General features: G+C 59.4%; 13 protein-coding genes and 1 pseudogene. 7 read left to right on the top strand and 7 right to left on the bottom strand.

From position 1 onward, the window contains the following. Positions 1-21: 21 nt before the first annotated feature. Together FP026_RS24795 and FP026_RS24790 are read right to left on the bottom strand one after the other, a co-directional pair. On the bottom strand, positions 22-1,005 hold the full coding sequence (locus FP026_RS24795; protein ID WP_246665432.1) for a GGDEF domain-containing protein: 984 nt from the start codon (positions 1,003-1,005) through the stop codon (positions 22-24). 214 nt (positions 1,006-1,219) lie between these two features. Then, the gene (locus FP026_RS24790) at positions 1,220-2,134 is read right to left on the bottom strand and encodes a DMT family transporter (protein ID WP_149637250.1); all 915 of its coding nucleotides are present in this window, start codon (positions 2,132-2,134) and stop codon (positions 1,220-1,222) included. Between the two features lie 488 nt (positions 2,135-2,622). Between FP026_RS24790 and FP026_RS24785 the strand changes: the two genes are divergently transcribed. Then, positions 2,623-4,581 (top strand): putative bifunctional diguanylate cyclase/phosphodiesterase, encoded by a 1,959-nt coding sequence (locus tag FP026_RS24785; protein ID WP_432444148.1) that lies wholly within the window; start codon positions 2,623-2,625, stop codon positions 4,579-4,581. Between the two features lie 39 nt (positions 4,582-4,620). Here FP026_RS24785 and FP026_RS24780 read toward each other — a convergent pair whose 3' ends face one another. From FP026_RS24780 to FP026_RS24765, 4 genes are all read right to left on the bottom strand, one after another. Continuing rightward, the gene (locus FP026_RS24780) at positions 4,621-5,715 is read right to left on the bottom strand and encodes a lactonase family protein (protein WP_246665431.1); all 1,095 of its coding nucleotides are present in this window, start codon (positions 5,713-5,715) and stop codon (positions 4,621-4,623) included. A 104-nt stretch (positions 5,716-5,819) separates the two neighbouring features. Next, positions 5,820-6,722, bottom strand: coding sequence for a 5-dehydro-4-deoxyglucarate dehydratase (gene kdgD, locus FP026_RS24775; protein ID WP_149637248.1), 903 nt, complete (start codon positions 6,720-6,722; stop codon positions 5,820-5,822). Between the two features lie 38 nt (positions 6,723-6,760). Further along, positions 6,761-7,735, bottom strand: coding sequence for a mannonate dehydratase (locus FP026_RS24770; protein ID WP_149637247.1), 975 nt, complete (start codon positions 7,733-7,735; stop codon positions 6,761-6,763). A gap of 76 nt (positions 7,736-7,811) precedes the next feature. Next, entirely contained in the window at positions 7,812-8,519 is a 708-nt protein-coding gene (locus FP026_RS24765; protein WP_149637246.1) for a FadR/GntR family transcriptional regulator, read from the bottom strand. A gap of 242 nt (positions 8,520-8,761) precedes the next feature. Here FP026_RS24765 and FP026_RS30635 point away from each other — a divergent pair. Next, positions 8,762-8,905, top strand: a pseudogene (locus FP026_RS30635) (ABC transporter ATP-binding protein); the annotation flags it as partial. A gap of 13 nt (positions 8,906-8,918) precedes the next feature. Here the strand turns inward: FP026_RS30635 and FP026_RS24755 are convergent. After that, positions 8,919-9,503, bottom strand: coding sequence for an NADPH-dependent FMN reductase (locus FP026_RS24755; protein ID WP_149637245.1), 585 nt, complete (start codon positions 9,501-9,503; stop codon positions 8,919-8,921). A 413-nt stretch (positions 9,504-9,916) separates the two neighbouring features. Here FP026_RS24755 and FP026_RS24750 point away from each other — a divergent pair, with 413 nt between their 5' ends. The 5 genes from FP026_RS24750 (at position 9,917) to FP026_RS24730 (ending at position 15,391) form a co-directional block, all read left to right on the top strand. Then, a complete protein-coding gene (locus tag FP026_RS24750) occupies positions 9,917-11,395 on the top strand; it encodes a sugar ABC transporter ATP-binding protein (RefSeq protein ID WP_149637244.1) in 1,479 nt (492 codons plus the stop codon). A 55-nt stretch (positions 11,396-11,450) separates the two neighbouring features. Continuing rightward, positions 11,451-12,455 carry an ABC transporter permease gene (locus FP026_RS24745; RefSeq protein WP_149637243.1) on the top strand — a complete coding sequence of 335 codons (1,005 nt, stop codon included), beginning with the start codon at positions 11,451-11,453 and terminating at the stop codon, positions 12,453-12,455. Positions 12,456-12,540: 85 nt separating this feature from the next. Next, positions 12,541-13,530 carry a substrate-binding domain-containing protein gene (locus FP026_RS24740; RefSeq protein ID WP_149637242.1) on the top strand — a complete coding sequence of 330 codons (990 nt, stop codon included), beginning with the start codon at positions 12,541-12,543 and terminating at the stop codon, positions 13,528-13,530. Positions 13,531-13,591: 61 nt separating this feature from the next. Then, the gene (locus FP026_RS24735; RefSeq protein ID WP_149637241.1) at positions 13,592-14,365 is read left to right on the top strand and encodes an SDR family oxidoreductase; all 774 of its coding nucleotides are present in this window, start codon (positions 13,592-13,594) and stop codon (positions 14,363-14,365) included. A 33-nt stretch (positions 14,366-14,398) separates the two neighbouring features. After that, positions 14,399-15,391 carry a dihydroxyacetone kinase subunit DhaK gene (locus tag FP026_RS24730; protein WP_149637240.1) on the top strand — a complete coding sequence of 331 codons (993 nt, stop codon included), beginning with the start codon at positions 14,399-14,401 and terminating at the stop codon, positions 15,389-15,391. The last annotated feature ends 4 nt before the right edge of the window (positions 15,392-15,395 follow it).

Genomic DNA, 15,395 nt, shown 5'->3' with positions numbered 1-15,395 from the left:
GCGTCCGAACACGCCCGGAAGTCATCCAGCGGATGTGAACGGCTGCGGCTCATCCACGGCTGAGCAATGAGGGACAAGACGAGCCCGACCCTGCGTCTTGGCGCGGTACATGGCCTTATCAGCCTCCTCGTAGAGCGACGCCGAGGTCGTTCCCGGCACTGCCCAAGCGATACCAACGGACGCGCCGAGGACGATTCCGTCACGGGCGTTCCACTGCATTTCCTGCGCAATACGGCTGGCAGCATGGTCGACATCCCCCACGGAGGCTTCGGTATAGATTACGGCGAACTCGTCTCCTCCGATTCTTGCCACCAGATCGGCGTGCTCTGCAGCGCCAGTCAGGCGCCGCGCCACCTCTACCAGGCAAGTATCCCCCATTCGGTGGCCCAGAGTATCGTTGACACGCTTAAATCCATCGAGATCTATCAGCAGAAGAGCTGTGTTGGTGGCCGGTCCCGATCCGCAGAGCGTGTCGAGGCGCTCCTGAAACCTGAACCTGTTGGGCAGTCCGGTCAGGTGATCAAAGTCCGCCCGGCGGCGGATCTCGTGCAGCATCATGACTTCCGCCGTGACGTCCTGTTTCAGGCCAAAGATGCGGACGGGAATGTCGTTCTCGCATTCGACCGTCGCCGTGATCCTGATCCAGCGTCGATTGCCTTTACAAGTGATGATCTCGGCATCGAGTGAGAAGCTGCCGCGCTGTTCGATGGCGGCATTTCGAAGCCGCGTAAGCTCCCTGGATGCCTCCGGCGAATAGAGCGCGACGATGTCATCGCGAACCAGGGGTGTTCCCGGCTGAAGATCGAATAGTTCGTAGACCATGTCCGTCCAGGAGAGCCTTTCGTCCGGAAGGCTGCACTCCCACACTCCGATCCTGGCTGCTTTGGAACAGCGGTCGAAAACCTTTTTGAGATGGTGCACATCGTATGACGGATCGAGACGATCAACGCCTGAAATCTCGGGGTGGCTCCGCATTCTTCTCATCAGGGACGACAGCAGGCTCATATTCCCCGTTCCACTCGTTGGCTTCTTTGCTGCCACGGATTTGTTGACGCGCGGTTTATCGTAACGGGGGATGGACGCGAATCCTAGTGGGGTGGCCCTCGCCTCCCCTTATCTGCTTGGCAAACCCCTCCAAATGCCTGCGGCGCCGTTCCCAGGCAGGCAAGTTGCCGTGATGGCCGGAGATATCCAGCGAAATAACGATGGCGTATCAGCCTCAGTGCCCATCCCGGGCGACGGCATCCTTCGGGATCGTATCGACCATGTTTTTGCGATGGAAAATGAAGAGCCCGGCGAGCACGATGACGACAGATCCAATGATGATCTGAGCATCCGGAATATCGCCGAAGAAAGCAAAGCCCAGTATGATCGCCCAAAGGAGAAGACTGTACTGCAGCGGGGCCAGCAGTGAAGCCGGAGCAAGTTTCAATGATCGCGTGATCATCAAATGCGCGCCGCCGGCAACGACGCCGAGCGCCAGCATGGCGCCGAGATCGAGTGCCGATGCCGCGCGCCAGTTGCCGATGCTGAGCACCAAACCGGTCGCAAGGGCGCCAACCGTCTGCCAGGCGACGAGCGTGGCATCGCTCGTCTGCCGCAGCCGCCGCCCGAGCACAAGCGTCATCGCGAATGCGAGGCTGCCGCCAAGGCCGAAAAGCGATGGCCAGGAAAACATGGCCGCCGAAGGTCTGAGTGCGATCAATACACCGAGGAAGCCGACGAATACGGCGAGCCAGCGCCGCCAGCCGATCCTCTCATCCAGGAAGAAATGCGAAATGGCGGCGACATAGATTGGGCCGGCCATATAGAAAGTCATGACATCGGCAAGCGGCAGATAGGCAACGGCGGCGTAGAAGAGACCGACATCGAGTGTTGTCATGGCCACCCGCAAGAGCTGCAGCGGCGGCCGTTCGAGGCGAAAGAGCGCATCGCCGCCCTGCCGCGCGATCATGGGTGCCAGGACTATGAACGAACCGAGCGAGCGGACAACCAGAATCTGCCCGACAGAGAAACTCGCAACCAACCACTTGCCCATGGCATCGTTCAGCGAAAACATGAAATCGCCGACAAGCATCAGAAGCATGCCGGCAAGCACGAGATTGCCATTCGCCGCAGCGTTGCGAACGTTCATGCCCTTTATCCTTGCGAATCCTGTATTTCTTCCGCCTCCGCTTTAGGGTTTTCGTCCCTACTCCGCAAGGCGATCACCACGCCTGAAGCTCAATATGATCGGCATCCGGCGCGGCAACCGGAACGAAATTCTAATTACAACAGACGGTATCATGCCATGGCGTGCGCACCGCTCCGATCGGGCGACGTTTCATCACCGCATGAATGCTCAGCTGGCCTGGTTCTCCTGGTCAAAGCTCCGATAAATATGCCTTTACGCTTTCGTTTATGACGGCCAAAATGGCCCATCCGTTTTTCATGGTTACATAACTGCTTGCCTCTATTGTCCGTTCACCACGTGAGAGAACATTGATGACACAGCGGCCGGGTAGATCGTCGAAGTCAGCGAATACAGATGCAAACGATGATGACCGGCACGTCCGCGAGCTGCTCGAATTGCTCCGGGCTCAGCATCTATCGCTCACCGAGCGTTACGAATGGCTCGAAGCGATGATCAACTACGTGCCCGACTATATCTATGCCAAGGATAGAGACGGCCGTTTCCTCTTCGCCAACCAGGCTATCGTTCTCAACAACGGCTTTACGCATGTCGCTGAACTGATCGGCCTCACCGACGCCGAAATTCACCCGATGGCCGACGCGCATAAGATCGAGGAAGTCGAGCGTCAGGTCATGGAAACGGGCGAAGCCGATCTCGGCGTGGAAGAGCGGCGCCTCAAGGGCGAAGGCTGGCTAATGATGTCGCGCGTACCGCTGCGGGATAGAAACGGCAACATCATCGGTGTCGTCGGAGCCTCCCGCGATATCTCCGCTCGCAAGCGCGCCGAAGAATTGATGAGTGCGCAGACGAAACTCCTGCAGGATGTGGCGCGAGGCGTCGATCTTGACGACCTTCTGAAGGATGCCCGATCCCTCCTCGAGCGGCTGCTCGACGGCCGGCAGATCGACTTTGTTCTCGATAGCGAGCAACCCGAATCCTTGGCCGGCGACACTTTGGAATTTCCGATCTTCTCGCGGGATGGCGGCAGACACGGGGCGCTGGTAACGGAGAAGACCGACGGCGACGAAGCGGGGCTCATGGAATTCCTCGCAGGCATAGCGCAAACGGTTGGGATCGCTATCGATCGCCATCGGGACATCGCCCATATTGCCTATCTGGCCGAGCACGATGCCCTCACCGGCCTGCCCAATCGCATGCTGCTCGACCGCAAGCTCAGCGCCCTTCTGGAAAAAGCCTCGCGCAAGCAAAAGCCGCTGGCGGTTGCCTTTGTCGACCTGGATAATTTCAAGCTGGTGAACGACACACTCGGTCATGCCGCCGGAGACGAATTGCTGATGGCGGTGGCGCAGCGCATATCGGCCCAAGTCGGCCGCCGCGGCATCGTTGCGAGGATTGGCGGTGATGAATTCATCATCGTCCTGGAGGAATCCTCAGACTCCATATACGAGAGGCTCACCGCCATTCTCAAGGACATATCCAAACCGTTGACGATCGACGGCGTCGAAATCCGCGTCGGCTGCAGCATCGGTGTGGCATGCGCCATGGAGCACGGCGAAACCGCCTCGGACCTGTTTGCAAGCGCCGATATGGCGCTCTATCGCGCCAAGGAAGCGGGGCGCAACTCCATTCGACTGTTCACACCGGCGATGGCGGAAGATGCCCGCAACAAGCTGATCCGCATCGAAGAGCTGCGGCGCGCCGTGGAACGGGATGAATTCGTGCTGCATTACCAGCCACAAAAGGAGATCCGCAGCGGCAGGGTGATCGGCGTCGAAGCCCTGGTGCGGTGGCAGCATCCTTCCGAGGGATTGTTGCTTCCCGGAGCCTTTATTCCCCTGGCCGAGGAAACGGGGCTTATCGTCCCACTCGGTGAAATCGTTTTGCGTAAAGCCTGTCAGCAGGCCAGAGCATGGCGGGATCGCGGCCTGCCAGAGCTGCGTATCGGCGTGAATGTGTCGGCCCGGCAATTTCTGGAGAGCTCGCTGACAAACCAGGTTGCGTCGGCACTGCAGACGGCGGGTCTCGATCCGCGATGGCTCGAGCTCGAACTGACGGAGAGTTTGATCATGCGCGACATCGAGGGAGCAATAGAGCGCATGCTTGAACTGAAGACGCTGGGCGTCAGTCTCGCGATCGACGATTTCGGTACCGGATATTCGAGCCTCAGCGCCCTCAGGCGCTTTCCGCTTTCCCGATTGAAGATCGACAGGTCGTTCATTACCGATATTCCGGACAAGCCCGGCGATATGGCAATTACCTCCGCCATCGTGTCGCTCGGCCGAACGCTCGAACTGGAAGTCGTGGCCGAAGGCGTGGAGACCGAAGAACAGGCCCGCTTCCTCGAAGGTGCCGGATGCGAGCTTCTCCAGGGCTATCTGTTTGCCCGGCCCCTTCCCTCTTCCGAGGTGGAAAGCCTGCTCGCGGGGATGGTCGCCAAGGCCGAATAACGAAGTCAGCGCTTGGCGTTTGCAGCACAAGGCTACGCTTCAAGGCAATGTCACGATCTCGATCCAGTTGGCGCCGGCATTGACCGGATATCGGCCAACCGGAGCGAGCGCACCGCTTTCCTGGTCGATGGCATAGACCGACAGCTTGTCGGATTTCTCGCCGGAGGCGATAAGGAAGCGGCCCGATGGATCGATGCGAATGCCGCGCGGCTGCTGCTCGGTCGGATAATTCGTGACGTAAGTCAGCTTTCCATCGCCTGCGGCCACTTGGAAGAGCGCGATCCTGCTGGTGGTTCGCTCGGTCGTATAGAGAAACTTGCCATTCGGCGTGATGCCGATATCGGCAGCCCACACCCTTGGCTTGCCGTCATCCGCCGGAGCTGGCGGGGCAATGCCCGGGAAAAGCCCGGCATCGTCAGGAACGGATTTCACGCTTTCGACTTCGCTCAACGTGCCTTTGGCTGCATCGAGAGCGTATTGGATGACGTGGCCCATCAATTCCGTCAGAACGTAGACGGATTTATTATCCGGCGAGACGATGATGTGGCGCGGGCCGAAGCCTGGCTTCGTCGCGACCTTCGGCGGATTGTTCGCCTCCAGCATGCCGGTCTGTGGATTGAGCACGAATTGCAGCACGACGTCGGAACCGAGATTGGTTGCGAAGACATATCTGCCGGTCCGGTCGCTTACGATCGAGTGCGCGTTGCGGCCGGTAAGGATCATCTGCCGGGCGCCATCGGTCACAAGCCCATCCCTGCCGATCGGCGATACGGCGATCTTGTTGCCGCCATAAGACGCGGTGAACAACAAGCGGCCCGACGGATCGGTGGAGACGTACGGCATGCTGTCGGGCAAGGCGGCGACGGCTTCCTGGCTGAGTTTGCCGGTCGCAGGATCGATCGCCAGCGTCAGCACGCGATACGGCTGCGAACGGATAACGGCATAGAGATGCTTCTTGTCGGCGCTGACGGTCATCGGCATGACCATCTTGCCCGCATCGAAGGTCGAAACCTGCTGCAGCGCCCCGGTTTTCGCGTCCATGCTGTAAGTGTCGATCGCTCCGGCCGTCGCTGCCGAAACATAAACGAATGTCCCTGCAGAAGCGCTGCCGGCACCTGAGAACATCGCCGTCATTGCCTGCACCGATGCGGCAATCCCAAGGATATCTGTGTCACGCGTCTCCTCCCTCCAATATGGATCCTCGTTATCGCAAACGATTGCTCAAGTCCTGGCCATCCTCACCCCGCTGACGCGACGATCTTTTCCAGAACAGCCATTTCCTCGGACGTCAGATCCGTCAAAGGTGGCCGGACCGGGCCTGGATCCTTGCCGACGATACGCAGGCCCGCCTTGATGATGGAGACTGCGTAACCCTTCTTACGGTTGCGCAGGGTTACCAGCGGGAAGAAAAAGCTCCGGAGAATATGGTCGACCGTTGCCTGGTCTCCGGTGCGCAGCGCGGCATAGAAGCGCTGCGCCAGAGCGGGTACGAAATTGAAGACCGCGGAGGAATAGGTTGTGACACCTGCCGCGAAATAGGCCTGGGCGTAGACCTCATGTGTCGGCATGCCGCCGACATAGACCAGACGATCCTTGAGGGTCGTGGTGATTTCGATCACCTTGTCGACGTCGCCGACCCCATCCTTGTAACCGATAAGATTGGGGCAATCATCGGCAAGCCGAGCCAAACTCTCGGCGCTGAGCACCGCATTGTCGCGATTGTAGACGATGACGCCGATACCGACGGACTGGCAGACCGCCTTTACATGGGCGATCAGGCCCGCCTGCTCGGAAAACATGAGGTATGGCGGCAGAAGCAGCAGGCCGTCGGCGCCGGCCTTTTCCGCGGCTTTCGCGATTTCGATGGCAAGCGACGTTCCGTAACCCGCTCCCGAGATGATCGGCGTCTTGCCGGCCGAAGCCTTGGCGGCGCGCACGACCTGCGGGATTTCCGAGGGGTTGAGAGAAAAGAACTCGCCCGTTCCGCCGGCGGCGAAGAGCACTGCGGCGTCGAAGCCCTCCAGCCATTCGATATGACTGCGGTACTTCGTCTCGTCGAACGTCAGGTTCTGATCGAAATGCGTGACCGGGAACGACAGCAGACCGCTGCCAACTGCCTTTTTCAGCTCAATCGGGTTCATCGTGGAATCCTGTCTTAGTTCAATTGAAGCAACAAGGTCTAGGCCTGCTCGAGCGCTTGAACGAGCGCTGCGATATAGCCATAGCAAAAGGCGAAGGCGACGCCGGTCGGATCACGGCCGCTGATCGTCGGGACATGATCCGGCATCAGCATGTAACGATATCCGACTTCCTTATAGATCCGGGCGGAGCGGACCATGTCCATGTCGCCCTCGTCGGGGAAGGTCTCCATGAAGGACAGCTTGCCGCCGCGGATATTGCGGAAATGGACGTTGAAGATTTTATCGCGGCTGCCGAACCAGCGGATGATATCGTCGATCTCCTCGCGCGGATTGTCGAGCATCTCGCCGATCGATCCCTGGCAGAAGTTCAGCCCGTGATAGGGGCTTTCCCGCATGAGGACGAATTTCTTCAAGCCTTCCACGGAGCCGAGCACGCGCGTAACGCCGCGATAGCCCGGCGGCGTGTAGGGATCATGCGGATGGCAGGCGAGCCGGACGCGATTGCTTTCCGCCACGGGGATAACCCGCTCAAGGAAATAATCGATGCGCTCCCAGTTTTCGTCTTCCGATAAAACGCCCGCAAGACCGTGTGCTGCGTCGTGGTCCGCCTTGTCCCAGCGGAAGCTCGCATTCATCGAGCCCCCTCGCCCCTGTTCTTCCGGTGTGCGCGGAATGCCGATAAGATTTAAATTGTATTTTGCTGCTGGAATGCCGGCCGCCGCCACATCCTCGATCAGCTTGCAGACCGCCTCTATCTGACGATCGCGATCGGGCCCGGCAAGAAGGATATCGGGATAGGACGCCTTTTCGATCGGCTGCGACGGCAACGGAAGCTGGATCATGTCCAGAATCAACCCGAAGCTTTCCACCTTGTCGCGATGACGTTCGAGGTCGGACAGCGTCCAGCTCTCCGGCCTTCCTGGCGGATCGGCGCAGATGTGCTTCACCCCCAATTGCGCAAAGACCCGATAGTCATCGTCGTCCCGCGCGTCGACCTGCGTTCCTACATACACCCGCAATGTCTCCCGTTCGCGTCATGATGTCATATGACATAATATGACTTTTGTGAGGAGTCGAGCCCTATTGCTGTTACTGCTCGGCAAGGAAGCGATAACGCCGTTGACTGGCCATCATATGCGCCCTCATCGCCTGGCGCGCACGTTCAGGATCCTGATCCGCAATGGCCATCAGGATCTCGACATGTTCGGCATGAACCTTCTCCAGATAAGCGCGATCATTGGCTTCCGGCAGCGTTGGGAACTGGCCTCTTGGGATCGTGCGGGCACCGAAATGCCTGAGAACATCGACATAGAATCGATTGTTTGTGGCCGCGGCTATGGCCATATGGAATTCATAATCCGCCTCGACCGTTGGCAGCCCCTGATCGATCAGCATCGCCATCTTTCGATTGGCCGCAGCGATCGCCGCTTCCTGCCCGGCAGTTCTCCGGTAAGCGGCAATCGCCGCCGCCTCCCCCTCTGCCGCCATGCGAAACTCCAGCAATTCAAGGGTTTCCGGGATGCTTTTGATCTCAACCGGCGTCAGTGTCAGCCCGCCGCGTTCCGTCAGCTCCGCAACGAAGACGCCCTTGCCCTGAATCGGCTTGACGAGCCCGGCGGCGCGCAGATCGGCAATTGCTTCGCGCACGACGGTACGGCTGACACCAAACGCCGCCTCCAACTGCGGCTCCGTCGGCAATTGATCCCCCACTTTCAATTTGCCCGTTTCGATCTGCGCTCGCAGCTGATCGATCACCTGCTGCGCCAGCCTTTGTCGCCCCCGACTCATCGTCGTCATTCCTGATCCCCCAATTTGGTTGCCGCCAATTGATCCGCCCGGTCGTGCCAAGCCTGCCGATCTTCGATAATCATAATACGACATATGTGTGACATAATACGTATATAGTAGTCCGACATGTCGGACAACGATTACGGCAACGCTTGGCTGAGAACGCACTCGGTCGACTCCGAGCCACTCACACTCAACAGATGGACCCCGAACGAGATCGCTCTCCTGGACGCCAACAAGAACTCAATCTGCTCGCGGTCATCGGCCATATGTGCGACCGAGTCCTGATCATGAAGGGCGGCCGGTTCTTGGACGAGCTCACGAGGGCGGACATACAGGCCCGCGCGACCCATGACGCTTACACGCGCGAGCTGTTTGAAGCGAGTTTCCTTTGACGGGCCGGTCGCCTTAGATCTCCCAATCGGAAGCATAACCTCTGCCTCGGAGACGCGATACAAGTTCCAGCTTGACCTCGACCGTCTTTCGCAGCCTTGCTGCAAGCTCGTCGGACAGGTTGGCACCATCGATCCAGTCTCTCTCCGTCGCATAAACGACGTAGGGATTGATCACGCATTTGAAATCGAGCATCAGCGACATCGCCAGATTTCCGTAAGCCATATAGCTGTGGGGAAGCCCACCGGAGCAGACGAAAGTGACGATCTTGTCGAACCAGGCGGATTTTCGACCGCCCGCACCTGTCGCGCCGGTAAGTTCGATCAGGTTCTTGGCAGCGCTTCCCACTGACCAATTGTAAATGGGTACGGCAAGCAGCACGCCATCCGCATCGCGAATTGCACGATAAAGTCTGTCGTATGAAGGATGCCCATAGCAGTTCAAATTGTCGAATGCCGGCAACTCGATATCCTGAAGATCGATAAACTCAACCTCGGACCGCCTCTCCCGCAACAGGCTTTCCGCTCCACAAGCGATCCGGCGGCTCCTGCTTTCCGGATCCATGCTGCATGACAGGATGGTGATTTTCGATGGATGCATCTCTGTCTTACTCCGTCGCCAACGATGTCACCTGGGACTGCCCTGCATCTCAAGATTAAGCAGATTCACCGCGCCCACAACCAACTTTTTTGCACAATCGCCGTGGTCTAGGCAGGCTACTTGCGCCGCTATTCCCATCGCAACGGCACACTCCAAGCTGCTCATTGCGGCAATCCTCTTGAGATCGTATCCAATTTATATTGCTTATTTACAGATACTTACAACGACTACCTAAAGTACGCCTCAAGAGAGGACGCTTCATCGGCGTCCATGCGCGATACCTTCCCTATATGAATTCGTCGTCATCGTATTGACATTTGTCGAAAGCACATCGAATATTGTCAACATTGGTGCTGGCAACGATCGACGATCTCATTAGAGCTTGTTCCGGCATCGGGAGTGCGGAGGAGAAAGTGGAATTCCTGCTTGAAGTAGAGGGGCTGAAAAAGTCCTTTGGCGGCGTCGCCGCGTTGCGCGATGGGCGCTTTCAGTTGCGTCCTGGCTCTGTCCACGCCCTGTGCGGCGGCAATGGTGCCGGCAAGTCGACTTTCCTCAAGATCCTGATGGGTATTCACAAGCGCGATGCCGGCTCCATCCGCCGCCGGGGCAAGGACGTCGATTATGCAAGCCCCGCAGAAGCGCTTGCCGCCGGCATTGCCATCATTGAACAGGAACTCAGCCCCATCCCGCATATGACCGTTGCGGAGAACATCTATCTCGGCCGCGAGCCGTCCGCTCGTTTCGGCGGTATCGACTTCAAGACGATGAACCGCAATGCGCAGGCGCTGCTCGACCGGTTACAGTTCAACATCCGCGCCACGCAATTCATGATGAACCTCTCGGTCGCCCAGGTTCAGCTGGTCGAGATCGCCAAGGCACTCAGCCACGATGCCGAGGTGATCTTCATGGATGAGCCCACTTCGGCGATCGGCGAGAAGGAAGCACAGCAGCTGTTTGCCACCATCGAGCGGCTGAAGGCGGATGGCAAAGGCGTCGTCTACGTCTCGCACCGCCTGTCCGAAATCTTCCAGATCGCCGATTCCTACACAGCCTTCCGCGATGGTTCCTATGTCGGCAGCGGTACGCTCACTGACATAGACCGCCCCGGCCTCATCCGCATGATCGTCGGCCGCGAGTTGGGCGAGGAATACATCAAGACCAACGTGCCGACGGCGACCCCCGGCCTGGAAGTCGCCGGCCTCACCGCGGAAGGCAAGGTCAACGATATCTCGTTCACCGCTCACAAGGGTGAGATTTTCGGCATCTACGGCCTCATGGGATCCGGCCGAACCGAGATCTTCAACTGCATCTTCGGCGTCGATGCCATAAACCACGGCCAGATCAAGCTCGCCGGCGCACCCATCACCGTGCGCAAGCCGGCCGAGGCCATGCGGCAAGGTATCGCCTTCGTCACCGAAGATCGCAAGCTGACCGGTCTCAACCTGATCGACAGCGTGCGCAACAATATCTGCCTTGCCAGCCTGCCGGAAATGAGCCCGCGTTTCTCGATGGATCGCCGGGCCGAAGCCAGCGCCAGCCAGGACATGATCAAGCGCTTCGGTATCAAGGCGGCGCGCGACAGCATGCCCGTCTCGGGCCTTTCCGGCGGCAATCAGCAGAAGGTCGTCCTTGGCAAGTGGTTCCTGCGCAAACCGAAAGTGCTGCTGCTCGACGAGCCGACGCGCGGCGTCGATGTCGGCGCCAAGCGCGAAATCTACCGCATCATCTGCGACTTCGCCGCCGAAGGCGGCACCGTGATCATGATCTCATCCGAAATAGATGAGGTCCTCGGCATGTCCGACCGCATCCTGGTGATGCGCCAGGGACGCTCCGCCGGAATTCTCAAGAGGGAGGAGGCCGACGCGCAATCGCTCGTGCATCTGTCGACCTGAATGCGACAGAGCACGAAACCCAGAATGAAGCGCCCGGCAATAAGAGGTATTTCCAATGTCCGCCACTGACAACAATCCGTCCAACTCGTGGTTCGGCTCGGACCGGCGCAGATTGATCGTTCAGGAATACGGGATTTTTCTCGCCTTCCTGCTGCTCGCCGTCTTCCTCTCCTTCTCGAATGAGTACTTCCTAACCGCCGGCAACATTTCGAACGTGTTGTTGCAGACCTCGATCAACGGCGTGCTGGCGATCGGCATGACATTCGTCATCCTGACGCGCGGCATAGATCTTTCGGTCGGCTCCGTGGTCGCGCTTACCGGAATCGTCAGCGCAAGCTTCGCAACGACGTCGGCGACGGCTGGCATCGTCGGCGCTCCCTACCCGCCTTACGTCGCGCTCGCGGTCGGCCTGCTCGTCGGTGTCGCCTGCGGTGCGGTCGTCGGCCTCATCGTCTCACGCTTTGCCGTTCCCGCTTTCGTCGCGACGCTCGGCATGCTGTCCGCCGCCCGCGGCCTGACACTGATCTATGGGGGCGGCAAGCCGGTTCCGGCTCTCACGCCTGATTTCCGCTGGATCGGCACCGGCAGCGTCCTGTCGATCCCGATGCCGGTCATCCTGCTTGCCATCGTCTTCATCGTCGCATGGTGGATCCTGAACCGCACGCGCTTCGGCCGCTATATCTATGCCGTCGGCGGCAACCCGCATGCTGCCATCACCTCGGGTATCAATGTCAGCAAGCTGCGCTTCCTCGTCTACGTGATTTCCGGCGGCCTTTCCGGGCTCGCTGGCATGATCCTTGCCGCCCGCACAGGATCGGCCCTGCCGCAGGCCGGCATTGCCTACGAACTCGACGCGATCGCGGCTGTCGTTATCGGCGGCACCAGCCTGTCCGGCGGCGTCGGCCGCATCACCGGCACGTTGATCGGCGCATTGATCATCGGCGTCATGAATAACGGCCTCGATCTGATGGGCATCCAGTCCTACTACCAGCAGGTCCTCAAGGGCGCGCTCATCGTCGGCGCCGTCATGCTCGACCAAAAGAGAAATCTGGGCAGCTGAGCCCGAAGAAATTCCAGTGTTCGCACTCGGAAAACCAAACGGCGCGTCAAGGCGACGGCCGGACTTTCAACGGAGGAGACTTATAATGAAGAAATTACTCATTGCTCTTGCTGCAGCGACCGCAATTCTGGCGTCACCTGCCCTCGCCCAGGACAAGAAATTGAAGATCGGCGCAGCACCCTATGGCCTCAACGCCGAGTTCATGCAGATCTGGTCGGCAGCGCTGAAAGAACATCCCGCCGTCAAGAACGGCGACGTTGACCTCACCATCTTCGACGGCCGCTATGATGCGCTCGTGCAGCAGGAGCAGGTCAATACGATGATCACGCAGAAGTTCGATGCGATCATCTTCGTGCCGATCGATATCGAAGCCGCAGCGACGGCCGTTCAGGCCGCCCATGATGCCGGCATTCCGGTCGTCGGATCCAACACCCGCGTCAACTCCGATCTTCTGACGTCCTATGTCGGCTCCGACGACACGATCTCCGGCTACATGGAAGCCAAGACCGTTCTCGACAAGATCGGCTGCAAGGGCAATGTCGTCATCCTCGAAGGCCCGATCGGCCAATCGGCGCAGATCTCGCGCCTCGAAGGCAACAAGAAGGCGCTTGCCGAGTGCCCGAATGTGAAGGTGCTGGAAGACCAGACTGCCAATTGGTCGCGCGCTGAAGCCCAGACGCTGATGGAAAATTGGCTGACCTCGCACCCCGGCCAGATCAATGGCGTCATCGGCCAGAACGACGAGATGGCGCTCGGTGCGATCGAGGCGATCAAAGCTGCCAAGCTCAACGTCAAGGATTTCGCCATTGCCGGTATCGACGGCATCACCGATGCGCTCCATGCCGTCAAGCAGGGCACGATGACCTCGATCCTGCAGGACGCGAGCGCACAGGCCCAGGGCGCCCTCGATCTGGCGATCTTTGCCGCCAAGAAGGGTAACTACAAGCCGGAATCCAAGATCTGGTCGCAGTATCCCGACATGCCCTTCAACGACGGTAAGGAGAAGAACTACAATGTTCCGTGGACCCCGGTAACGGCCGAGAACGTCGACAAGCTGCTCGAAACCCGCAAGTAAGATCAATGCGGCGGGGCGAACCGTCGCCCCGCTTCACCCCCAAGACAGAGGCTTGAAGAAGATGACCGAGACATCCCCAGACATTGATTTGAACTTCCCGCTCTCAGGCAAGACAGCGCTTGTCACGGGCGGCGGCTCCGGCATCGGTGCTGCAATCGCGGCAGCGTTCGCCTCCAAGGGCGCGAAGGTCGCGGTTCTCGATATCAATGTCGATATGGCAAAGGCCAAGGCATCCGAAATCGGTGGCGGCGCTGGAGCATTCGTCTGCGACGTGTCTGATCCGGCTTCGGTCAACAAGGCCGTCAGCGATGTCGTCGCGCAGTTCGGCGGCATCGATATCGCCGTCAACAGCGCCGGCGTCGTCTTCCTTGCCCCGGCTGAAGATCTGCCAGTCGACTATTGGGACAAGACGATCAACATCAACCTCAAGGGCACCTTCCTGGTCACGCAGGCCGTCGGTCGCGCCATGATCGCCACCGGCAAGGGCGGCAAGATCGTCAATCTCGCTTCGCAGGCGGGCACCGTCGCCATCGAAGAGCATGTCGCCTACTGCGCCTCCAAGTTCGGCGTGATCGGCATGTCCAAAACCTTTGCCGCCGAATGGGGCAAGCACGGCATCAACGTCAATACCATCTCGCCGACGATCGTGCTGACCGAACTCGGCAAGAAGGCCTGGGCCGGCGAGAAGGGCGAGGCCGCCAAGAAGCGCATCCCAACAGGCCGGTTTGCCTTCCCGCAGGAGATCGCAGCCGCGGCTGTTTTCCTCTCCTCGTCCGGTGCGGACATGATCAACGGTGCCGATCTGCTGATCGACGGCGGCTACACCATTCTTTGAGCGTAAGCGCTCGACAATTCGACAGGAGAGACTATGCAGCGGTTCATCAACAACCCCGATGAAGTCGTTGAAGATACTGTAAAAGGCTTCATCAAGGCGCATTCGGATATCGTGCGTCTCGCAGAAAATCCGCGTGTCGTCGTCGCCAAGGATGCGCCGCATGACGGCAAAGTCGGCGTGATCACCGGCGGCGGCTCGGGTCATGAGCCGGCCTTCATCGGCTATGCCGGCAAGAACATGCTGGATGCGGTCGCAGTCGGCGAGCTTTTTTCGTCTCCAACGGCCAAGAGCTTCCACGATGCCATCCGCGAAGCCAATGGCGGTCGCGGCGTCATCTGCCTCTACGGCAATTATGCCGGCGACAACATGAACGTGAAAATGGCAACGAAACTTGCCGCCAAAGACGGCATCGAAGTCGCAACCGTCGTCGCCAACGATGATGTCTGCTCCGCCCCCCCGGAGGAGCGTGAGAAACGTCGCGGCGTCGCCGGCGAGATCTTCATGTGGAAGGTCGGCGGCGCAAAGGCCTCCAAGGGTGCAAGCCTCGAGGAAGTCCGCGTTGCCGCGCAGAAAGCGATCGACAATTGCCGCTCTGTCGGTATCGGCCTCGGTCCCTGCACCCTGCCCGCTGTCGGTCATCCGAATTTCCAGATCGAGCCAGGCACGATGGAAGTCGGCATCGGCCATCACGGCGAACCTGGCGTTCGCGTCGAGCCGCTGAAGACGGCCGCAGAAATTGCCGAAGACATGTGCCAGATCGTGCTCGACGATCACAATCTGCCAGCCGGCACGGAAGTCGCCGTCCTCGTATCGGGCCTCGGCGCAACACCGGTCAACGAGCTCTACATCCTCAATGATACGATCGAGGCGAAGATCTCCGAACGGGGCCTGAAGATCTACAAGACCTATATCGGCAACTACTTCACGTCGCTCGAGATGGTCGGCGCGACGCTGACCGTGTTGGCGCTCGACGAGGAGCTGAAAGAGCTTCTCGACGTCGAGGTCAAGTGCACGACGCTGCTCTGAGGGG

The organism is Martinezella tropici (assembly GCF_008370325.1).
GTDB classification, from domain to species: Bacteria; Pseudomonadota; Alphaproteobacteria; order Rhizobiales; family Rhizobiaceae; genus Rhizobium; species Rhizobium tropici_B.
Note: the sequence above shows the minus strand (reverse complement) of the source record. Positions and strands in the feature narration are given on the sequence as shown.